Below are 20687 nucleotides of genomic sequence, written 5' to 3'. Positions count from 1 at the left end.
TCGCGAGCAGGCTCGCTCCCACAGGGGACTGGATTTCAATCTGGAAATCAGGCCAGGGCTTTGTCGAGGGCTTTCTCGATCTCGGCTTTGATCATGCCGCTCATGGCCGACATCATCAGGCCCAGTTCGACGTCGACCCTGATCGAATCGTCCGCCACATGCACTTCGCCTTTCACGCCGGAGCGCTTGAGGTTCAGGGTGTCGCCCGACCACTGCGGCTCCAGGCCGTATTGTTCATTGAGCTTTGTGGCCAGTTTGTCGGCCTTTTCGCGGGCGGCTTCCTTGCCCAGGGTGTGGGCGCGCTCAACACTGATTTTGGCCATGGAATGACTCCTGATGATTGAATGGCTGACGTTGAATCTTGACCGCATCTGCGGCAAATCGTCCCGAAGGTTGCCCATCTTACCTTTAGCCATTCCAAGACAAAGCATGGCTTGGGGATTAGAATGTCGCGCATTCTCTTTTGGTGACAGCGATATGACTGATCAGCGCAAAGGCAGCGATGCCGAACCCACCACTCACTTCGGCTTCAAAAACGTTCCGGAAAGCCAGAAAGCGGAAAAAGTCGCTGAGGTTTTCCATTCCGTAGCCGCTAAATACGACCTCATGAACGACCTTCTGTCGGGCGGCATGCACCGTCTGTGGAAGCGTTTCGCGATCGAGCTTTCCGGCGTGCGCAGCGGCAACCGCGTACTCGACATCGCTGGTGGCACCGGCGACCTGACCCGCAAGTTCTCGAACCTCGTCGGCCCGACCGGCCAGGTCGTGCTGGCCGACATCAACGAGTCGATGCTCAAGGTCGGCCGTGATCGTCTGCTCGATCTGGGCGTTGCCGGCAACGTCGAATTCGTCCAGGCCGACGCGGAAAAACTGCCGTTCCCGGACAACCATTTCGACTGCGTGACCATCGCCTTCGGCCTGCGCAACGTCACGCACAAAGAGGACGCGTTGCGTTCGATGCTGCGCGTGCTCAAGCCCGGCGGCCGCCTGCTGGTGCTGGAATTCTCCAAGCCGACCAACGCGCTGATGTCCAAAGCCTACGACGCCTACTCGTTCGCCTTCATGCCGCTGATGGGCAAGCTGATCACCAATGACTCGGAAAGCTATCGCTACCTGGCCGAATCGATCCGCATGCACCCGAATCAGGAAACCCTGAAGTCGATGATGGTGGAGGCCGGTTTCGACCGCGTGACCTATCACAACATGACCGCAGGCATCGTCGCCCTGCACCGCGGCATCAAACCCTGATGTTGCTCACCGGGCTGCTCGCCAGCGTCGAACTCGGCCTCAACCGGGTGCTGCGTCTCGACAGCACGGCGCTGCCGCGCCTGGCGCATCTGACCGGCAAGGTGATTGCCGTCGACTGCCGCAGCCCGGCGCTGCAACTGTTCATACTGCCCAGTGACGAAGGCCTGATGCTGGCTTCGCAGTGGGCAGCGGACGTCGATTGCACGTTGCGTGCACCGGCCTCAAGCCTGCTGAAACTGGCCCTGAGCAAGGACAAGACCGCCGTGCTGCATGCACCGGAAGTCGAGCTCGATGGCGACAGCGGTGTGTTGCTGGAGCTGGCCGGCGTGCTGCAGGATCTTGAGCTGGACTGGGAGTACGAACTCTCGCGCTGGCTCGGTCCGGTCGCCACGCAATTGCTCGGTGGCCATATGCGCAGCCGCGCACGCTGGTATCAACAAGGATTTGCCAGCCTCAACCAGAATCTTGCCGAATACCTCGCCGAAGAATCGCGCACCCTCGTCGGGCAACGCGAAGCCGAAGCGCGGTTCAGCGAACTGGACCGGATCAAACTTGATCTGGAACGACTCGAGGCGCGTTTCGAGCGCCTTTCCCGATCCCTCGACCCAAGCGATAACGCATGAAGCTGCTTGCCGTCCGCCGTCTGTTGCGCATCCAGCGCGTCGTGATCCGCTACCGCCTCGATGACCTGCTGTTCGATCTGCCACTGCCCTGGTTCCTTCTGGCCGTGCGCTTTTTGCTGCCGTGGCGCTGGCTGCCGCGCAAGCCGCTGGAGCTCAATCGTGGTGCGCGCTTGCGTCTGGCGTTGCAGGATCTGGGGCCGATCTTCATCAAGTTCGGGCAGATTCTTTCGACCCGCCGCGACCTGTTGCCGGAAGACATCGCCGATGAGCTGATGCTGCTGCAGGACCGCGTGCCGCCGTTCGATTCGCAAGTGTCGATCAAGCTGATCGAAGAACAGCTGGGCAAGAAAATCAGCGAAGTGTTCAGCCGTTTCGACGTCGCCCCGCTGGCCTCGGCCTCGGTAGCGCAGGTGCATGCGGCGCAGCTCAAAAGCGGCGAAGAAGTCGTGGTCAAGGTCATTCGCCCAGGCCTGAAACCGATCATCGCGCAGGACCTGGCGTGGCTGTTCATCCTCGCCCGCGCGGCGGAAAAGTTCTCCGCTGATGCACGCCTGCTGCACCCGGTCGACGTGGTGCAGGATTACGAAAAGACCATTTACGACGAACTCGATCTGTTGCGCGAGGCGGCCAACGCCAGCCAGTTGCGCCGCAACTTCGAGGGCTCGCAGCTGCTTTATGTACCGCAAGTCTATTGGGACTGGTGCCGGCCGAAAGTGCTGGTGATGGAGCGCATCTACGGCATCCAGGTCACCGATCTGGCGACCCTCGCTGACCAGCGCACCGACATGAAAATGCTCGCCGAGCGTGGCGTGGAGATCTTCTTCACTCAAGTGTTCCGCGACAGCTTCTTCCACGCCGACATGCACCCGGGCAACATCTTTGTCAGCACCGTCAATCCGTGGAGCCCGCAGTACATCGCGATCGACTGCGGCATCGTCGGCAGCCTGACCCCGGAAGACCAGGACTATCTGGCGCGCAACCTGTTCGCCTTCTTCAAGCGTGACTACCGCCGTGTCGCGCAGTTGCACATCGATTCGGGCTGGGTGCCGGCGGAAACCAAACTCAACGAATTCGAAGCGGCGATCCGTACGGTGTGCGAACCGATCTTCGAAAAACCGTTAAAAGATATTTCATTTGGCCAGGTGCTGATGCGCCTGTTCCAGACCGCACGCCGCTTCAACATGGAAGTGCAGCCGCAACTGGTGCTGTTGCAGAAGACCTTGCTGAACATCGAAGGCCTCGGTCGTCAGTTGTATCCGGATCTGGATCTGTGGAACACCGCGCAGCCGTTTCTCGAGCGCTGGATGCGCGAACGCGTCAGCCCGAAAGCCTTGCTGGGCAACGTGCAGAGCCAGCTGGAGCAGATTCCGCACCTGTCGAACATGGCCCGCGATCTGCTCGAACGCATGTCGCAACCCCACGCCAAAGACCCTCCGCCGCCGTGGCACAAACGCAAGGACGACTGGTTCCTGCGCCTGCTCGGCTGCGCGCATCTGGCCGGCGGCGCGATCCTCGCAGCGGGTGGTCCGTTGACCGAGTGGGCGCACTGGCCCGCCGGAATCATGATCGCGGTCGGTTTGTATCTGGTCGTTCGCCGATAGCACGATTGAGCTGCAAGTTATAAGCTGCCAGCTTCAAGCTTGACGCTACAGGCACGCCGCAACGTGCGTTTACTTGCAGCTCGAAGCTCATGGCTTGCTGCTGCTTTTCGAGATTTGACGATGAAAAACTGGCTGGACGAGATCAAGTGGGATGCTGACGGCCTGGTGCCGGCGATTGCCCAGGATCACAAGACCGGGCGCGTATTGATGATGGCCTGGATGAACCGCGAAGCGCTGGAACTGACCGCTGCGGAGAATCGTGCAATCTACTGGTCACGTTCCCGTGGCAAGCTGTGGCGCAAGGGCGAAGAGTCCGGCCATGTGCAGACCCTGCATGAAATGCGTCTGGACTGTGACGCCGACGTGATCATCCTGATGGTTGAACAGATCGGCGACATCGCCTGCCACACCGGCCGTCAAAGCTGCTTTTACCGGGTCTTCGAAAACGGCGACTGGAAAACGGTCGACCCGGTACTGAAAGACCCGCACGCTATCTATTCCGCAGGACACACACATGAGTGACACCCTGACCCGCCTCGCTCAGGTACTTGAAGAGCGCAAAGGCGCAGCCGCCGACAGTTCGTATGTCGCCAGCCTGTATCACAAGGGGCTGAACAAGATTCTGGAGAAAGTCGGCGAAGAGTCGGTCGAAACCATTATTGCCGCCAAGGATGCCGCGATCAGCGGCGATTGCAGTGATGTGATCTACGAGACCGCCGACCTGTGGTTCCACAGTATGGTCATGCTCGCCCAACTGGGGCAGCATCCGCAGGCCGTGCTGGATGAACTGGACCGTCGCTTCGGCTTGTCCGGACACGTCGAGAAAGCCTCGCGTCCGTCCGCCTGAACAACTTTTAGAGAGGAATCGCCACATGGGCATTTTTGACTGGAAACACTGGGTCGTCATTCTGATTGTCGTGGTGCTGGTGTTCGGTACCAAAAAACTGAAAAACCTCGGCACCGACGTTGGCGAATCGATCAAGGGCTTTCGCAAAGCCATGAACGACGACGAAAAACCGGCCGAACCGAGCGTGACCCCGCCAGCCCAGCCAGTGCCACCGGTGCAGCCGCAAACCACCGCTCAGGCCAACCCGCCGCACACCATCGACGTGCAGGCGCAGAAAGTCGAAGAGCCGATCCGCAAAGACGTGTGAGCACTGACTAATGTTTGGTATCAGCTTCTCTGAACTGCTGCTCGTCGGCCTCGTCGCCCTGCTGGTGCTCGGCCCCGAGCGTCTGCCGGGCGCGGCGCGCACCGCCGGTCTGTGGGTCGGCCGCCTGAAGCGCAGCTTCAACGCGATCAAACAGGAAGTTGAACGTGAAATAGGTGCCGACGAGATCCGTCGGCAACTGCACAACGAACATATTCTGTCGCTGGAGCAAGAGGCGCGGAAGATCTTCAATCCGAACCAGCAGGAGCCGACGCCGGTCGAGCCTGTGGGCGAGCAGACGATTCACAGCGCTGCCGCTCCGACTCCTTCACCTGTTGTAACACCGCCAGGACCGGCGCCGGTTACCACAGACACATCGGTTGAACACGTAGCGCCCTCCGCCGCGCCGACTACACCAGCGCCTCAAGACCCTACACTGCCGCCGCGAGCCCCATGAGCGATCTTCCGGAAAACGACCAGCACATGCCGCTGGTATCGCACCTCACCGAGTTGCGCACCCGCCTGCTGCGTTGCGTGGCGGCGATCTTCATTATCTTTGCCGGGCTGTTCGCGTTCACCCAGCAGATCTACACCTTCGTCTCGACGCCGTTGCGCCAGTACCTGCCGGTCGGCGCGACGATGATCGCCACCGACGTGTCGTCGCCGTTCCTGACGCCGCTGAAACTGACCATGATGGTTTCGCTATTCCTCGCGATTCCGGTGATCCTGCATCAGATCTGGGGCTTTATCGCGCCGGGCCTGTACAAGCATGAAAAACGCGTCGCGGTACCGCTGTTGATCTCCAGCATCCTGCTGTTCTACATCGGCATGGCGTTCGCCTATTACTTCGTCTTTCCATTGATCTTCAAATTCTTCGCCGCTGCCACCCCGGCCGGCGTGGAAATGATGACCGACATCGCCAGCTACCTCGATTTCGTCATGACGCTGTTCTTCGCCTTCGGCGTGGCGTTCGAAATCCCGGTGGCCGTGGTCCTGCTGGTGTGGATCGGCGTGGTCGACGTCAAATACCTGAAGAAGATCCGCCCGTACGTGATCATCGGCTGCTTCGTGGTCGGCATGATCCTCACCCCGCCGGACATCTTCTCGCAGACCCTGCTGGCTGTGCCGATGTGGATGCTGTTCGAGATCGGCATCCTCTTCGGCGCGCTGGTCAGCAAGCGCGAACGCCCGGACGAAACCCCGGCCGACGACCACAACGACCAGCCGCCAGCGACTCAGGCATGAACCTGCTGCTGCTCGAAGAGGCCGACTTCATTGCGGCCGACCGCGTGATCCTGCGCGACCGGCGCCTGACCCACATGCAGGAAGTGCATCGCTCCGAAGTCGGTGACAGCCTGCGCGTCGGGCGCATCAACGGACTGATGGGTTCGGCTGAGCTGCTGCGTCTGGAAGCGGGCGAAGCAGAGTTGCGTGTCAGCCTTGATCAGCCACCGCCGGCCAAGCTGCCGCTGACCCTGGTGCTGGCCCTGCCCCGGCCGAAAATGCTGCGCCGCGTGTTCCAGACCGTCGCGACCATGGGTGTGGCCAAGGTGATTCTGGTCAACAGTTATCGCGTGGAGAAAAGCTTCTGGCAGACTCCGTTTCTGGAGCCGGAAGCGATTCGTGAGCAGTTGATCCTCGGGCTCGAACAGGCTCGCGATACGGTATTGCCGGAGATCGTCATCGAAAAGCGCTTCAAGCCTTTCGTTGAGGATCGGCTGCCGGCGATCAGCGCGGGCACCCTCGGCCTGGTCGGCCACCCCGGCCACTTCCCGCCCTGCCCGCGCGCCCTGAACGAACCGGTGACCCTGGCCATTGGCCCCGAGGGTGGCTGGATTCCCTACGAAATCGACCTGCTGGCAAAATCCGGCCTGCAACCGGTGCAATTGGGCGAGCGCATCCTGCGCGTCGAAACCGCCGTCACCGCCCTGCTCGCACGCCTGTTCTGACGCGACCCCGATCCTGTGTAGGAGCTGCCGAAGGCTGCGATCTTTTGATCTTGTTTTTAAAAGCAAGATCAAAGGATCGCAGCCTCGTTGCACTCGTCAGCTCCTACAAGCCCCTACAGTCGCAGACAAGTGGCGTTACAGATTGCCACCACCCAGCCGATACAACCCCTATAAGTCCAATTAAGTGGTCCGAAGGGAGTGGTCGCATGTACCGTTGGTTAGCCGAGAGTCTTGGAAACGTCAGCGTCAAACGCAAGCTGGGCATCGGTTTCGGCCTGGTGCTGTTGCTGACGCTGTTGATCACGTTCACCGGCTGGACCGGCATGAGCGGCATCATTAGCCGTGGCGACAAGCTCGGCTTCATTTCCAGCCTCAATGAGCTGACCAAAGACCTGCGCCTGGCGCGCATGGACTACGACATGCGTCGTGGTGAACAGGGTCCGGGCGCGGTCAATGAATTGCTCAGCAAACTCGAAAGCGGTCTGCAGTCGGCACGCGGCATGATCGAGCAGCCGTCCGATGTGGCGATGGTCGACCAGCAACTGGCTGCGGTTGCCGAATACAAACGCGCTTTCGGCGAAATGACCCAGGCCACCGTGCACCGTGAAGATGCGCGCAGCAAGCTTGGCGCCAACGCTGACAATGCTGTGGCCAAGGTCGGCGAAGTCGAAAGTGCGCTGCTGCAAGGCGACAGCGTTGCGCAGTACAACGCTGTCATCGAGCTGAGCAAACTGTTGCAGCAGGCGCGCTATCAGGTGCGCGGTTACACCTACAGCGGCAAGGCCGATGCCGAGCAACCGGCGCTGACCGCCATCGACAACGCCTTGAAGAACCTCGAAAGCCTGCCGACCCGCGTGCCAGAGCAGCACATCGCCAACCTGCAGCAAGCCACCGACTCGCTCAAGGCTTACCGCGCCGCTGTCGCTCAGTTCCGTGATTCACAGGTCAAGAACGCCGCCGCACTGGCCAACATGTCGGCTCAGGGCGACATCCTGATCGCGGCGAGCAAAAAGCTCACCGAATCGCAAACCGTGGTGCGCGACACCGATGCCGCCCACGCCAAGAACATGCTGCTGATCGCCACTGCGCTGGCGCTGGCCTTCGGTCTGATTGCCGCTTGGGCGATCACCCGACAAATCATCATTCCGCTGACCCAGACCCTGAAAGTCGCCGAGCGCGTGGCCGCCGGTGACTTGACCCACAACCTGGTTTCCCTGCGTCGCGACGAACTCGGCCAGTTACAGCGCTCGATGCAAAGCATGACCCAGGGCCTGCGCGAGTTGATCGGTGGCATCAGCGACGGCGTCACGCAGATCGCCAGCGCCGCTGAAGAACTTTCGGCGGTGACCGAGCAGACCAGCGCCGGGGTCAACAATCAGAAGGTCGAGACCGATCAGGTCGCCACCGCCATGAACGAAATGGCCGCCACCGTGCAGGAAGTCGCACGCAACGCTGAAGAAGCTTCCGAGGCCGCTGTCGCCGCTGATCAACAGGCCCGCGAAGGTGACAAGGTCGTCGGCGAAGCCATCGCCCAGATCGAGCGTCTGGCAATCGAGGTGGGTCACTCCACTGAAGCCATGGGCGAGCTCAAGCGTGAAAGCGACAAGATCGGCAGCGTCCTCGACGTGATCAAGTCTGTCGCCCAACAAACCAACCTGTTGGCCCTCAACGCTGCCATCGAAGCGGCCCGTGCCGGGGAAGCCGGACGTGGTTTCGCCGTGGTTGCCGACGAAGTGCGCAGCCTCGCCCAGCGCACCCAGAAGTCCACCGAAGAGATCGAAGAGCTGATCGTCGGCCTGCAAAACGGCACTCAGCAAGTGGCGACGATCATGGACAACAGCCGCAGCCTCACCGACAGCAGCGTCGAACTGACCCGTCGCGCCGGCGGCTCACTGGAGAGCATCACTCGCACCGTCTCGGCGATTCAGGCGATGAACCAGCAGATCGCCGCCGCTGCCGAGCAGCAGAGCGCCGTGGCCGAAGAGATCAACCGCAGCGTGCTGAACGTGCGCGATGTGTCGGATCAGACCTCGGCGGCGAGTGAAGAGACCGCTGCGTCCAGCGTTGAACTGGCGCGGTTGGGCACGCATCTGCAGATGCTGGTGGGCCGCTTTAAAGTCTGAGTTGATGTACAACCTCGGTTCGCCTGAAACCGAGGTGATGCCATTCGCGAGCAGGCTCGCTCCCACAGGGACACGCATTCCAAGGTGGGAGCGAGCCTGCTCGCGAAGGCAGCGGCGCGGTCTGCGCGTCGTAGGTAACGGGCGCGCCAATTCGGCGACGGATGCTATGCACTGGTTTTTAGGTTTGATCGGGATTTGTTCGCAGCTCAACAGCGGACATAAAAAACCCCGCTGAATCAGCGGGGTTCTCTTATCAGGCCGGCTGAGCCTGCAGGCTCACCGGTCGCAGCGGCAGCAACGGCGCATGCGGATCGGCTTTCACCGAAGCGCGCCAAGCATCGAGCCACTCGGCAAGCCCTTCGGCCCAGACCTGCTCGTGCAAACGTGCCAGTGCAACAGGGTCGCTGAGCAGTTGCAGACGATCATGGTTGTTCAGCCCGGCCGGGCCGACCTTGATCGCGTGGCGCACACGTTCCTGACGCAGCCACTCGATCGGCTCGGCCTGGCCGTGACGCGAGGTCGCCAGCGAGCACGCCAAGGCGTTCTGCTGTGGATCGACCACGGCGCGGACGAAGCCGTCGTTGAGGGCGTGATAGCGGTTCTCGTGGGTGTACTGATCGGTTGCCAGCAAGGCCTGTGGCGGATTGTATTCCTCAGGGATGAGGAACAGGCTCTCGTCACGGGTCTTCAGACCAAGGCCGACACGGCTGGAGATCACCGATACCGGGATCGACAGCATCAGCGAACCGACGATCGGCACCAGCCACCAGAGGAAGCTCGGGTTCAGCCAGATCACCAGCAGCGCCCACAAGAAGCCCAGCAACGTCTGCGGACCGTGGCGCTTGACCGCTTCGCTCCACGGCGTCGAGTCGTCGTCACGCTGCGGCGAGTTCCAGGTCGCGGCCCAGCCGAGGAACGCGGCGAGGACGAAGCGGGTGTGGAAAATCATCCGCACCGGCGCCAGCAGCATGGAGAACAGCATCTCCAGCAGCATCGACAGGGTCACCTTGAACTTGCCGCCGAACTCTTTCGCGCCCTTGGCCCAGATCAGGATGATGCTCAACAGCTTCGGCAGGAACAGCAGCACGATGGTCGTCGAGAACAGCGCGATGGCCTTGTCCGGGTGCCATTGTGGCCACAGCGGATAGAGCTGGCGCGGTTCGAGGAAGTACTGCGGCTCCATCAGCGTGTTCACCGCCAGCAGCGCGGTCGACAACACCAGGAAGAAGAACCACAACGGCGCCGACAGGTAAGACATCACGCCGGTGAGGAACACCGCGCGGTGCACCGGGTGCATGCCCTTGACCAGGAACAGGCGGAAGTTCATCAGGTTGCCGTGGCACCAGCGCCGGTCACGCTTGAGCTCGTCGAGCAGGTTCGGCGGCAACTCTTCGTAACTGCCCGGCAGGTCGTAGGCAATCCACACGCCCCAGCCGGCACGGCGCATCAGCGCAGCTTCGACGAAGTCGTGGGACAGGATCGCACCGGAGAACGCGCCCTTGCCCGGCAACGGCGCCAAAGCGCAGTGGTCGATAAACGGCTTCATGCGGATGATCGCGTTGTGACCCCAGTAGTGGGATTCACCCAACTGCCAGAAGTGCAGGCCGGCAGTAAACAGCGGGCCGTACACGCGGGTCGCAAACTGCTGCATCCGCGCATACAGGGTGTCCATGCCCGACGCACGTGGCGCGGTCTGGATGATCCCGGCGTCCGGCGTGGCTTCCATCAGGCGCACCAGACTGGTCAGGCACTCGCCGCTCATCACCGAGTCGGCGTCGAGCACGACCATGTACTTGTAGTCACCGCCCCAACGACGGCAGAAGTCGTCGAGGTTGCCGCTCTTGCGTTTCACACGACGGCGACGACGGCGATAGAAGATCTTGCCGAAGCCCTTGGCCTCGCGGCAGACATCCAGCCAGGCCTGTTGCTCGGCGACGCAGATATCGGTGTCGTTACTGTCGCTGAGGACGAAAAAGTCGAAGCGATCCAGATCACCGGTGGCCGCGACTGATTCGAACGTCGCACGCAGACCGGCGAATACACGCGGCACGTCTTCGTTGCAGATCGGCATTACCAGCGCAGTACGCGCGTCTTTGGGAATCGGCTCGTTACCGGCGCTTTTCCCGGAGATACGGTATTTATCGTGGCCGGTTAGCAACTCGAGGAAGCCCATCAGCGCGGTCCAGAAACCCGCCGATACCCAGCAGAACAGAATCCCGAACAGAATCAGGATGCTGGTTTGCAGCGCATACGGCAGCACTTGCGTGGCGGTTTGCAGCAGCGGCTGATGCAGGACTTCTTCCAGATCGACGAACGACCAGCCCTGGTACGGCATGATGCCTTTCATGTACCAACCGGCAACGATGGTCTGGCCGAGCATCAGCAGCAACAGAATGTAGCGGCGGATCGAACCGACGGTGCGCCAGCGCGCGGCCGGCAGGACATTGGCGTCCTTCGGCGGCTGCGGCGGGTTGGTGCGCCCGGTCAGACGGCGCCAGCCACGCACCAGGATATTGGTGCGCCATGGCTCCGGCACGACCTTGGTGCGGCGGATCGGCGGGGTCGCCTTGAGGCTGACCCGACCACTGGCGTCGAGCATCAGCATTTCCGCTTCAGCCAGTTCTTCGGCAGTGCTCAGGGTCAGACGCTTGCCCACCGAAGCCTGGGCGGCTTCGGCAGGGGCGTCGAATGTCGAGGACGACAGGCGTTCATGCAGCTCGCTGAACGACTGGCAACCCGCGAGTTCCGCGCGTTGCTCGTCGGTCATCGGCAGATGCGCCAGATACTCGGACAGAGTCTCTGGCTGTACTGGTGAATTACTCATCGGCAGGCAACTGATAGCTCCAGGTCTCGGTCAGGACTTCTTCAGTCGGCGCCGATTCCGGTGTGGCTGGGGCCGCGTCGGCAGCGACTGGCTGCTTGGCGTCTTTGTTGGCCTTGTCCTTGGCGTCGGCTGCAGGCTTGGCTTCAGCCTGTTTGGCTTCGGCGGCCTTGGCTTCCTTGTCGAGTTTTTCCTGTTGCTTGGCGGCCACCTTGTCGGCCTTGGCGACCGACGAATTGGACGCCGGCACCGATTTGCCCAGATCTGCGGTGACCACCGGCTGAACCAGGGCAGCGCGCATCTCGGTCGCTTTGCTCGGATCCTTGATCTTCATCCGCAGGGTCAGGCGCCAGCCCTTGGTTTCCGGGTTGTAGCGCACGCTGTTCTCGACCAGTTCGGCGTTGTCACCGACGCTGACCTGACTGCGCACGTCGGCATCCGGCGTCAGTGCCGCCAGCGATGGACCTTCAAAGTCGACCAGATAAGCCACGCTGCCATCGGGCTGACGGATCAGGTTCGATTGCTTGACGTCACCGGTCGAACGCAGGGTCTGCGCCACCCAGGCGCTGTCGGGTGCGTGGATCGCTGCTTCGTCCATGGTCCAGTGCATGCGGTAGGCGAAGTCCAGCGGCTGGCCTGGCTCCGGCATTTTTTCCGGGCTCCAGAACGCAACGATGTTGTCGTTGGTTTCGTCAGCGGTCGGAATCTCTACCAGATCGACAGTGCCTTTGCCCCACTCGCCCTTCGGCTCGATCCAGGCGCTTGGGCGCTTGTCGTAGCGGTCGTCGAGGTCTTCGTAGTGGCTGAAATCGCGGCCACGCTGCAGCAGACCGAAACCACGCGGGTTCTCGACGCTGAAGTTGCTCACGGCCAGGTGTTTCGGGTTGTTCAATGGACGCCAGATCCACTCGCCGTTGCCGGCATGGATCGACAGTCCGCTGGAATCGTGCAGTTCACGACGGTAGTTGAGGACTTTCGACGGCTGGTTGGCGCCGAACAGGAACATGCTGGTCAGCGGCGCGATACCCAGTTTGCCGACCTTGTCACGCAGGAACATCTGCGCCTTGACGTCGACGATGGTGTCGCTGCCCGGACGCAGGATCAGACGGTAGGCACCGGTGGCACGCGGCGAATCCAGCAGCGCAAAGATCACCAGGTGCTTGTCGCCCGGCTTGGGCTGCTGAATCCAGAACTCGCGGAAACGCGGGAACTCTTCACCCGACGGCAGCGCGGTATCGATCGCCAGACCACGGGCCGACAGACCGTAGGTGTGGCCTTTGCCAACGACGCGGAAGTAACTCGCGCCGAGCATGGTCATGATCTCGTCTTGCTTGTCGGCCTTGTTGATCGGGTACAGCACACGGAAACCGGCATAACCCAGTTGCTCGGTGGCTTTCGGATCGAATTTCAGATCGCCGAAATCGAAGCGGCTCGGATCGTATTTGATCTCCGAGACGGTATTGGTGGTGATTTCGTTGATTTTCACCGGTGTATCGAAGTGCATACCCTGGTGATAGAAGGAGAGCTTGAACGGCGTCTTCTGATCGGCCCACTCAGCCTTTTCGGTGAGGAAGCGGATCTTCTGGTAATCCGCGAACTTCATTTCGCGGAATTCGTTCGGCAGGTTGCTGCGCGGGGCTTCGAACTTCTGCCCGGCCAGCTCTTTGGCCTTGGCCGATACGTCGTCAAGATTGAACGCCCAAAGCTGACCGGCGCTGAGCAGGCACAGGAGCGCCGAACCCGCTACCAGAGCACTTCGCATGCGTTTGGCAGACATTTTTGCTGCATTACAGGGACTAACAATCACGAGCAACCCTCGCCGAAAACAGATCAATAAACCAACGGCCAGCTATCTTTATGCCAGGTTGGCGAGCATTGTTCCGACTCCGCCGGGGCAAAATGATTCCCCAATCGGATCCAGACAAGTCTCTACCTAAGTCAAAACGGATCAACGAATGTCGATCCCCGCAGCGCGCGATTATCTAGTAGCCCGGATGACAACGCATCAGGGGTAACAAAGTATTTATCGCGAAAACAGCCTAAAAACAGTCGAAATTTCCGAAAAAGGTGTTTCAGGCACTGTCAGGTCTGTAACAAAAAGGTAACCGGGCCATCGTTGACCAGGTGCACCTGCATATCGGCGCCGAATCTACCTGATGCCACAGTGCCATGCACCTGTTTCGCCTGGCTCAATAAATAGTCGAACAATTCCTCACCCAGTGCCGGCGGTGCGGCCGTGGAAAAGCTCGGGCGCAGGCCGCTTTTGGTGTCGGCGGCAAGTGTGAACTGAGAGACCAGCAGCAACCCGCCACCCACATCCGCCAGGGACAGATTCATCTTGCCCTCGGCGTCACTGAATACTCGATAGTTAAGCAGCTTATGCAGAAGTTTGTCGGCGCTGGTACGCGTATCGTCGGGTTCTACCGCGACCAGCACGAGCAAACCCTGATCGATTGCGCCGACAATCTCCCCAGTGACTTCAACCCGCGCGCCGCGTACGCGCTGTAACAGCGCCTTCATGCTTCTTCGAGTGGCAAGTCGAGCAGGCGCTGGGCCATTTTGCTCGCCGCGCGCACCAGCGCATCGGTGATGCCTGGCTCGGACGCGGCGTGGCCGGCGTCGCGGATCACCTGCAATTCGCTGTTCGGCCAGGCCTGGTGCAATTCCCAGGCATTGTCGAGCGGGCAGATCACGTCGTAGCGACCGTGAATGATCACGCCGGGCAGATGAGCGATCTTGCCCATGTCGCGGATCAGCTGGTTCGGCTCAAGGAAGGCGTTGTTGGTGAAGTAGTGGCATTCGATCCGCGCAATCGACAGCGCGCGCTGCGGCTCGGAGAAACGATCGACCACCAGCGGGTTCGGGCGCAGGGTCGCGGTGCGCCCTTCCCAGGTCGACCACGCCTTCGCTGCATGCATCTGGGCGATCTGATCGTTGCCGGTCAGGCGTTTGTGGAAAGCACTGAGCAGGTCGTCGCGCTCGTCCAGCGGGATCGGCGCGATGTAGTCCTGCCAGTAATCCGGGAATAGACGGCTGGCGCCGGCCTGATAGAACCATTCGATTTCCTGCGGACGGCAGAGGAAAATCCCGCGCAGAATCAGACCGTGCACGCGCTCCGGGTGGGTTTGCGCGTAGGCCAACGCCAGGGTCGAACCCCAGGAGCCGCCGAACAGCACCCATTTTTCAATGCCCAGGTGTTTGCGGATGCGCTCAAGGTCTTCGACCAGATCCCAGGTGGTGTTGTTTTCCAGGCTGGCGTGCGGGGTGGAGCGACCGCAGCCGCGCTGGTCGAAGGTGACGATGCGATACAGATTCGGATCGAAATAGCGTCGGCTCTGGGCGTCGCAGCCGGCGCCGGGGCCACCGTGGATGAATACAACCGGCAATCCTTCCGGCGAGCCGCTTTCATCGACGTACAGCGTATGGGTGTCATCGACAGCCAGATCGTGCCGGGCGTGGGGTTTGATCTGCGGAAACAAAGTCTGCATTGCGCGCTCCGTAAGGGGTCGAGGTCATCCCTGGGGGGACTCGTATTATTCTGCCGTTGGGCATCATAAACCCGATTTGCGTCAATGAGCATGCTCCGGGGCCTGATCGTTCCCACGCTCTGCGTGGGAACGCCTCTTGGGACGCTCCGCGTCCAGTGACGCGGAGCGTCACGGGCTGCATTCCCACGCAGAGCGTGGGAACGATCAAACGGACGCCTTCGCGAGCAGGCTCGCTCCCACAGGGGTTAGGCGCTGTAGTGAGATTTTGCCCAGGCCAGATAGCCCTGCAGCAATTCCCTGAGCACCACCCGCGTCGGTTCGGCCAGATCGGCGCGGTAGCGGAACGGTTCGAACTCTTCCATGTAGGTGGACTGGCACAGTTCCAGCTGCACGGCGTGGATGTTCTCCGCCGGATCGCCGTACTGGCGGGTGATGTGCCCGCCTTTGAAGCGACCGTTGAGCACATGAGTAAACTGCTCGTGCCGCGCGCAGATCACTTCCAGTTCAGCAGCCAGTTGCGGATCACAACTGGCGCCATTGAACGTGCCAAGGTTGAAGTCCGGCAGTTTGCCCTCGAACAGGTGCGGGATGATCGAGCGGATCGAGTGCGCATCGAACAACAGCGCGTAACCGAATTCGGCTTTCAGTCGCGCCAGTTCCTCCTGCAAGGTGCGGTGGTACGGCGTCCAGATCTGCTCCAGGTATGTTGCGCGCTCCTCTTTCGACGGTTCCAGACCTTCCTGAAACAACGGAATGCCGTCGAACAACGTCGCCGGATACAACCCGGTGGTCGCCCCGGCATACAACGGCTTGTCGTCGGACGGCCGGTTGAGGTCGATGACGAAACGCGAATACTCGGCAGCCAGGGTGCTGGCGCCCAGTTCCTCGGCAAAATCGTAGAGCAGCGGAATATGCCAGTCGGTGTCCGGCAGGCTTCTCGCAGCGGGGATCAGCCCGGCCTCGACCGTTGGGGTCAGACGCACACCCGCATGGGGCATGCTGATCAGCAGCGGCACGCGGCCTTGTTTGAAACTCAGAACCTTGTCCACAACCGCCCTCCTACAGATTCGATTCGACGCCGTGACGCACGACGCGCTTGTCCAGATCGCCACCGAGCCAATAGGCCAGATCCGCTGGACGCTCGATGTCCCACGCCACGAAATCAGCGACCTTGCCGACCTCCAGCGAGCCATGGGTCTGCGCCATGCCCATCGCCTGCGCGGCATGGATGGTCGCCCCGGCCAGAGCTTCTTCCGGGGTCATGCGGAAACAGGTGCAGGCCATGTTCAGCATCAGACGCAACGACAGCGCCGGCGAGGTGCCGGGGTTGAGGTCGCTGGCGATGGCGATCTTCACCTTGTGCTTGCGCAGCGCTTCCATCGGCGGCAACTGGGTTTCGCGCAAAAAGTAGAACGCGCCCGGTAGCAGCACGGCGACGGTGTCGGCAGCGGCCATGGCGATCGCGTCGTCCTCGTCCATGAACTCCAGGTGATCGGCGGACAAGGCTTTGTAGCGTGCGGCGAGGCTGGAACCATGCAGCGAGGACAATTGCTCGGCGTGCAGCTTCACCGGCAGTCCGAGTTGTTGCGCGGCGACGAAGACCCGCTCGACCTGCTCCGGCGAAAACGCCAGGTATTCGCAGAACGCATCCACGGCATCGACCAAACCTTCGGCGGCGAGGGCCGGAAGCATCTGCTCGCAGACCAGATCGATGTATTCGTCGGCGCGATCCTTGTACTCCGGCGGCAACGCGTGCGCCGCCAGGCAAGTGCTGCGGACGCTGATCGGCAGCTCTTCGGCCAGGCGCCGGATGACCCGCAGCAGCTTGCGCTCATTGGCCAGATCGAGACCGTAGCCGGATTTCATTTCCACCGTGGTCACGCCGTCGCGCATCAGGCTTTTCAGGCGTTTGGCGGCGCTGGCGAACAACTCGTCTTCGCTCGCTTCGCGGGTGGCGCGCACGGTGCTGGCGATGCCGCCGCCCTGCGCGGCGATCTCGGCGTAGCTGACGCCTTGCAGACGCTGCTCGAACTCACCGCTGCGGTTGCCGCCGAACACGGTGTGGGTGTGGCAGTCGATCAGACCGGGGGTGACCCACGCACCCTGCAAATCATTGACCGCCGGGTATTCGCCGGACGGCAATTGAGTGCGCGGGCCGATCCACTCGATCAGCGTGCCGGACGTCACGATCGCGGCATCCTCGATGATCGAATAGGCGCCGTTGGCCATGGTTGCGACGTGGCAGTGTTGCCAGAGGGTTTTCACTGTTGGCCTCCGTTTGGGTTTGTATGGTGAGCAGCCTCAAAAGCCCCTCACCCTAGCCCTCTCCCAGAGGGAGAGGGGACTGACCGTGTTGTTCTGTCGAGATATGCCGACCTGAAATTTCTCAGCCGAACTCACGTTGCGAAAACAATGAAGATCGGCTCCCTTCCCCCTCTCCCCCTTGGGGGAGAGGGCTGGGGTGAGGGGGAGCGATTTCACTAACAATACAAATCTCCCCGTAAAGCGCTTACAAACTAGGCAACAACTGCCCAGCAACAAGCTCGGTCAGACACCGCGACGCCAGCAATTCAGTCGCCGCATTGATGTCCGGCGCAAAGAAGCGGTCCTTCTCATAGAACGGCACTTCCTTGCGCAAGATCGCCCGCGCCTGTTCCAGCTTCGGCGAAGTCTTCAGGCCGTTACGCAGATCCAGGCCCTGCACCGCCGCCAGCCATTCCACGGCGAGAATGCCGCGAGTGTTCTCGGCCATTTCCCACAGACGCTTGCCCGCCGCCGGGGCCATCGATACGTGATCTTCCTGGTTGGCCGAGGTCGGCAGGCTGTCCACCGAATGCGGATGCGACAACGCCTTGTTTTCGCTGGCCAGCGCCGCAGCGGTGACCTGGGCGATCATGAAACCGGAGTTCACCCCGCCATTGGCCACCAGGAACGGCGGCAGTTGCGACATGTGCTTGTCCATCATCAGCGAGATGCGGCGTTCGCTCAGCGAGCCGATTTCAGCGATGGCCAGGGCCATGTTGTCAGCGGCCATGGCTACCGGTTCGGCGTGGAAGTTGCCGCCGGAAATCACGTCGCCTTCAGCGGCGAAGACCAAGGGGTTGTCGGAAACCGCGTTGGCTTCGACCGCCAGCACTTCAGCGGCCTGGCGGAACTGGGTCAGGCAGGCGCCCATGACTTGCGGCTGGCAGCGCAGCGAATACGGGTCCTGGACCTTGTCGCAGTTCTGGTGCGAGGCGGAGACTTCGCTGCGCTCACCGAGCAGATCGCGGTACGCGGCAGCAGCATCGATCTGCCCTCTCTGCCCACGCGCGGCATGAATGCGCGCGTCGAACGGCGAGCGCGAACCGAGCACGGCTTCTACGGTGAGACTGCCCAGCGCCACTGCACCGGCAAACAGATCTTCGCCTTCGAACAGGCCGCGCAGGGCAAACGCTGTGGAAACCTGGGTACCGTTGAGCAGCGCCAGACCTTCTTTAGCCGCTAAAGTCAGCGGCGCCAGGCCTGCGACTTTCAGTGCTTCGGTGGCTTCAAGCCATTCGCCCTTGTAGCGCGCCTTGCCCTCGCCCAGCAGCACCAGCGACATGTGCGCCAACGGCGCCAGATCCCCCGACGCACCGACCGAACCTTTCAGCGGAATGTGCGGATAGACCTCGGCATTGATCAGCGCGATCAGCGCATCGATCACCTGCCGACGGATGCCGGAAAAACCACGGCTGAGACTGTTGACCTTGAGCACCATGATCAGTCGCACAAGGTCATCGCTGATCGGCTGGCCGACGCCGGCAGCGTGCGAGAGCACCAGCGAACGCTGCAGGTTTTCCAAGTCTTCGCTGGCGATGCGCGTCGAGGCCAGCAGGCCGAAACCGGTGTTGATGCCGTAGGCGGTGCGGTTCTCGGCGAGGATCTGTTCGACGCAGGCGACGCTGGCCTCGATCTGCGCGCTGGCGCTGTTGTCGAGGGTCAGTGTGACCGGGTTCTGATAGACGTCACGCAGTTGGGCCAGGCTCAGTTGGCCGGGGATCAGATTCAGCGCAGTCATTAAAATGCTCCTGTCAGGCATTGTTATTAACTACCAGTCGCTCCGGAGCATTCCGTTATCCGTCGTTTCTCGTCTTGTGAACGATCCACGCCTTGGCACGCTGGTATGGGTAGTTGTCAGTGCAAATTCGGTAGAACGTTGTGCGGCAGATTCGGGTCTTTCAGCACGGTCGCAGCGGCAGCGATATCCGGCGCCAGCCAGCGATCCTGATCGTAGGCGGGGACCGTTTCGCGCAGCAGTTTCCACGCGCAGTCAGTGCCCACGCCAAAGCGCTGTTCCTTGAGGAATTCAAACGCCTGCGCCGCCAGCAGGTATTCAATCGCGAGGATCTGCGTGCAGTTTTCCAGCGCGCGATGCAGCTTCAGCGCGGCGTTGGTGCCCATGCTCAGGTGATCTTCCTGCAGGCCCGAGGTGATGTAGTTGTCGAGTACCGCCGGTTGCGCCAATTGACGGTTTTCCGCACACAGCGAGGCGGCGACGTATTGCACGATCATCATCCCCGAGTTGACCCCGGGATTGGCCACCAGAAACGCCGGCAGACCGCTGACGTGCGGATTGACCAAACGGTCCAGACGGCGCTCGGCAATCGAGCCGATTTCGGCCATGGCAATCGCCAGCAGATCCGCCGCCATCGCCACGGATTGACCGTGCGGGTTGGCCTGCGACATCACCCGGAAATTGTCCGGTGTGCCCAGCAGTAACGGGTTGTCGGTGCAGCCGTTGAGTTCGGCTTCCACCTGTTTGATTGCGTGCTCCAATTGATCACGCGCGGCGCCATGCACCTGCGGGATCGAGCGGATGCTCAGCGCGTCCTGAGTGCGAATGCCTTTGCTTGCGGCGATCACTTGGCTGCCATCGAGTAATGCACGCAGATTTTCGCCGACCTGCTGCATGCCCGGATGCGGCTTGAGCGCAATGATCTCGGCATCGAACGCATCGATCTGGCCGCGCTGGGCTTCGAAACTCATCGCACCAATGACATCGGCCCATTGCAACAGCCGCGTAGCATCAGCTATCGCCAGGCAACTGAGGCCGGTCATGCAAGGCGTGCCGTTGACCAGACACAAGCCATCCTTCGCGCCGAGCTGCACAGGTTGCAGGCCCTCTTCGGCCAGCGCCTGTTGCGCCGAAATGATCTGCCCGCGATAACTGACATTGCCAACGCCGAGCAGCGCGATGCCGATGTGCGCCATGTGCGTCAGGTAACCCACCGAACCCTGCGACGGCACCTGCGGGGTGATGCCGCGATTGAGCAGCGCCAGCAGCCCTTCGACCACACGCCGATGCAGGCCGGACTTGCCGTGGCTGTAGTTGTGAACAGCAGCGCAGATGATTGCGCGGGTCTGCTCGTCGCTGAGCACCGGGCCGACACCGCAGGCATGGCTGAGCAAGGTGTTGCGCGAGAGTTGGCTGAGCTGTTCGTCCTGCAGCGAGACGTTGGACAGACCGCCCAGACCGGTGTTGACGCCATAGGCGCGCTCGCCGCTGGCGACGATGCGCTGGACGATGGCCTGAGCATTATCGATGCGCGCCCAGGTTTCGCTGGACAGTTCCAGCAGCGCACCGTGCCGGGCAACGGCGACCACGTCCTGCCAACGCAGAGGGCTGCCTGTGATAACGATTTTTTCAGCTTGGGACATC

19 protein-coding genes and 1 pseudogene are annotated in these 20687 nt (G+C 61.5%); 11 read left to right on the top strand and 9 right to left on the bottom strand.

Translation table 11 applies throughout. The annotated features are described in order from the left end of the window. Positions 1-47 precede the first annotated feature (47 nt). Positions 48-323 (bottom strand): polyhydroxyalkanoic acid system family protein, encoded by a 276-nt coding sequence (locus AB9L16_RS01560; protein ID WP_150638023.1) that lies wholly within the window; start codon positions 321-323, stop codon positions 48-50. Positions 324-477: 154 nt separating this feature from the next. On the opposite strand from AB9L16_RS01560, the gene ubiE reads away from it, so the two are divergent. From ubiE to AB9L16_RS01505, 11 genes and pseudogenes are all read left to right on the top strand, one after another. After that, the gene (ubiE, locus tag AB9L16_RS01555; protein WP_016772069.1) at positions 478-1248 is read left to right on the top strand and encodes a bifunctional demethylmenaquinone methyltransferase/2-methoxy-6-polyprenyl-1,4-benzoquinol methylase UbiE; all 771 of its coding nucleotides are present in this window, start codon (positions 478-480) and stop codon (positions 1246-1248) included. Then, complete coding sequence (locus tag AB9L16_RS01550; protein ID WP_375123007.1) at positions 1248-1871, top strand: SCP2 domain-containing protein; 624 nt, start codon at positions 1248-1250, stop codon at positions 1869-1871. Before ubiE ends, AB9L16_RS01550 begins: the two co-directional genes overlap by 1 nt. Continuing rightward, positions 1868-3472 (top strand): ubiquinone biosynthesis regulatory protein kinase UbiB, encoded by a 1605-nt coding sequence (ubiB, locus tag AB9L16_RS01545; RefSeq protein WP_150741728.1) that lies wholly within the window; start codon positions 1868-1870, stop codon positions 3470-3472. The genes AB9L16_RS01550 and ubiB overlap by 4 nt, the downstream gene beginning before the upstream one ends. A gap of 120 nt (positions 3473-3592) precedes the next feature. Then, positions 3593-3994: a phosphoribosyl-AMP cyclohydrolase gene (hisI, locus tag AB9L16_RS01540; RefSeq protein WP_007899278.1), complete on the top strand. Its 402-nt coding sequence runs from the start codon at positions 3593-3595 to the stop codon at positions 3992-3994. Continuing rightward, a complete protein-coding gene (locus AB9L16_RS01535) occupies positions 3987-4319 on the top strand; it encodes a phosphoribosyl-ATP diphosphatase (protein WP_003220849.1) in 333 nt (110 codons plus the stop codon). Before hisI ends, AB9L16_RS01535 begins: the two co-directional genes overlap by 8 nt. A gap of 25 nt (positions 4320-4344) precedes the next feature. Then, positions 4345-4626, top strand: coding sequence for a twin-arginine translocase TatA/TatE family subunit (locus tag AB9L16_RS01530; RefSeq protein WP_016772073.1), 282 nt, complete (start codon positions 4345-4347; stop codon positions 4624-4626). A 10-nt stretch (positions 4627-4636) separates the two neighbouring features. Continuing rightward, a complete protein-coding gene (gene tatB / locus AB9L16_RS01525) occupies positions 4637-5080 on the top strand; it encodes a Sec-independent protein translocase protein TatB (protein WP_258707481.1) in 444 nt (147 codons plus the stop codon). Beyond that, on the top strand, positions 5077-5868 hold the full coding sequence (gene tatC, locus AB9L16_RS01520; protein WP_016772075.1) for a twin-arginine translocase subunit TatC: 792 nt from the start codon (positions 5077-5079) through the stop codon (positions 5866-5868). Before tatB ends, tatC begins: the two co-directional genes overlap by 4 nt. Then, positions 5865-6572: a 16S rRNA (uracil(1498)-N(3))-methyltransferase gene (locus AB9L16_RS01515; protein ID WP_041477553.1), complete on the top strand. Its 708-nt coding sequence runs from the start codon at positions 5865-5867 to the stop codon at positions 6570-6572. Before tatC ends, AB9L16_RS01515 begins: the two co-directional genes overlap by 4 nt. A 206-nt stretch (positions 6573-6778) precedes the next feature. Then, positions 6779-7840, top strand: a pseudogene (locus AB9L16_RS01510) (methyl-accepting chemotaxis protein); the annotation flags it as partial. Further along, complete coding sequence (locus AB9L16_RS01505; RefSeq protein WP_370695128.1) at positions 7823-8695, top strand: methyl-accepting chemotaxis protein; 873 nt, start codon at positions 7823-7825, stop codon at positions 8693-8695. The pseudogene AB9L16_RS01510 and the gene AB9L16_RS01505, both read left to right, overlap by 18 nt. Positions 8696-8948: 253 nt before the next feature. Here the strand turns inward: AB9L16_RS01505 and mdoH are convergent, their stop codons facing one another. The 8 genes from mdoH to hutH (AB9L16_RS01465) form a co-directional block, all read right to left on the bottom strand. Next, positions 8949-11519 (bottom strand): glucans biosynthesis glucosyltransferase MdoH, encoded by a 2571-nt coding sequence (gene mdoH / locus AB9L16_RS01500; protein WP_375123006.1) that lies wholly within the window; start codon positions 11517-11519, stop codon positions 8949-8951. Further along, positions 11512-13293, bottom strand: a complete 1782-nt coding sequence (locus tag AB9L16_RS01495) for a glucan biosynthesis protein G (protein WP_256808455.1) — start codon at positions 13291-13293, stop codon at positions 11512-11514. The genes mdoH and AB9L16_RS01495 overlap by 8 nt, the downstream gene beginning before the upstream one ends. Positions 13294-13598: 305 nt before the next feature. Continuing rightward, a complete protein-coding gene (gene dtd, locus AB9L16_RS01490) occupies positions 13599-14036 on the bottom strand; it encodes a D-aminoacyl-tRNA deacylase (RefSeq protein WP_236168190.1) in 438 nt (145 codons plus the stop codon). Continuing rightward, positions 14033-15004, bottom strand: a complete 972-nt coding sequence (pip, locus tag AB9L16_RS01485) for a prolyl aminopeptidase (RefSeq protein ID WP_056787286.1) — start codon at positions 15002-15004, stop codon at positions 14033-14035. Before pip ends, dtd begins: the two co-directional genes overlap by 4 nt. 245 nt (positions 15005-15249) lie before the next feature. Then, positions 15250-16053: an N-formylglutamate deformylase gene (hutG, locus tag AB9L16_RS01480; RefSeq protein ID WP_375123005.1), complete on the bottom strand. Its 804-nt coding sequence runs from the start codon at positions 16051-16053 to the stop codon at positions 15250-15252. A gap of 10 nt (positions 16054-16063) precedes the next feature. Further along, a complete protein-coding gene (hutI, locus tag AB9L16_RS01475; protein ID WP_375123004.1) occupies positions 16064-17269 on the bottom strand; it encodes an imidazolonepropionase in 1206 nt (401 codons plus the stop codon). A gap of 244 nt (positions 17270-17513) precedes the next feature. Further along, on the bottom strand, positions 17514-19046 hold the full coding sequence (hutH, locus tag AB9L16_RS01470; RefSeq protein ID WP_056787278.1) for a histidine ammonia-lyase: 1533 nt from the start codon (positions 19044-19046) through the stop codon (positions 17514-17516). A 116-nt stretch (positions 19047-19162) separates the two neighbouring features. Further along, on the bottom strand, positions 19163-20686 hold the full coding sequence (gene hutH / locus AB9L16_RS01465; protein ID WP_150638004.1) for a histidine ammonia-lyase: 1524 nt from the start codon (positions 20684-20686) through the stop codon (positions 19163-19165). Position 20687: the final 1 nt, after the last annotated feature.

The organism is Pseudomonas sp. LW8, assembly GCF_041956865.1.
Taxonomy (GTDB): domain Bacteria; phylum Pseudomonadota; class Gammaproteobacteria; order Pseudomonadales; family Pseudomonadaceae; genus Aquipseudomonas; species Aquipseudomonas siliginis.
The sequence above is the reverse complement of the archived record's forward strand: the minus strand, read 5'-3'. Positions and strand labels throughout refer to the sequence as shown.

Coding starts and splice junctions, on each gene's coding strand:
- AB9L16_RS01560 (WP_150638023.1), bottom strand. CDS start 323: ATGGCCAAAATCAGTGTTGAGCGCGCCCACACCCTGGGCAAGGAAGCC.
- ubiE (WP_016772069.1), top strand. CDS start 478: ATGACTGATCAGCGCAAAGGCAGCGATGCCGAACCCACCACTCACTTC.
- AB9L16_RS01550 (WP_375123007.1), top strand. CDS start 1,248: ATGTTGCTCACCGGGCTGCTCGCCAGCGTCGAACTCGGCCTCAACCGG.
- ubiB (WP_150741728.1), top strand. CDS start 1,868: ATGAAGCTGCTTGCCGTCCGCCGTCTGTTGCGCATCCAGCGCGTCGTG.
- hisI (WP_007899278.1), top strand. CDS start 3,593: ATGAAAAACTGGCTGGACGAGATCAAGTGGGATGCTGACGGCCTGGTG.
- AB9L16_RS01535 (WP_003220849.1), top strand. CDS start 3,987: ATGAGTGACACCCTGACCCGCCTCGCTCAGGTACTTGAAGAGCGCAAA.
- AB9L16_RS01530 (WP_016772073.1), top strand. CDS start 4,345: ATGGGCATTTTTGACTGGAAACACTGGGTCGTCATTCTGATTGTCGTG.
- tatB (WP_258707481.1), top strand. CDS start 4,637: ATGTTTGGTATCAGCTTCTCTGAACTGCTGCTCGTCGGCCTCGTCGCC.
- tatC (WP_016772075.1), top strand. CDS start 5,077: ATGAGCGATCTTCCGGAAAACGACCAGCACATGCCGCTGGTATCGCAC.
- AB9L16_RS01515 (WP_041477553.1), top strand. CDS start 5,865: ATGAACCTGCTGCTGCTCGAAGAGGCCGACTTCATTGCGGCCGACCGC.
- AB9L16_RS01505 (WP_370695128.1), top strand. CDS start 7,823: ATGCAAAGCATGACCCAGGGCCTGCGCGAGTTGATCGGTGGCATCAGC.
- mdoH (WP_375123006.1), bottom strand. CDS start 11,519: ATGAGTAATTCACCAGTACAGCCAGAGACTCTGTCCGAGTATCTGGCG.
- AB9L16_RS01495 (WP_256808455.1), bottom strand. CDS start 13,293: ATGTCTGCCAAACGCATGCGAAGTGCTCTGGTAGCGGGTTCGGCGCTC.
- dtd (WP_236168190.1), bottom strand. CDS start 14,036: ATGAAGGCGCTGTTACAGCGCGTACGCGGCGCGCGGGTTGAAGTCACT.
- pip (WP_056787286.1), bottom strand. CDS start 15,004: ATGCAGACTTTGTTTCCGCAGATCAAACCCCACGCCCGGCACGATCTG.
- hutH (WP_056787278.1), bottom strand. CDS start 19,046: ATGACTGCGCTGAATCTGATCCCCGGCCAACTGAGCCTGGCCCAACTG.
- hutH (WP_150638004.1), bottom strand. CDS start 20,686: ATGTCCCAAGCTGAAAAAATCGTTATCACAGGCAGCCCTCTGCGTTGG.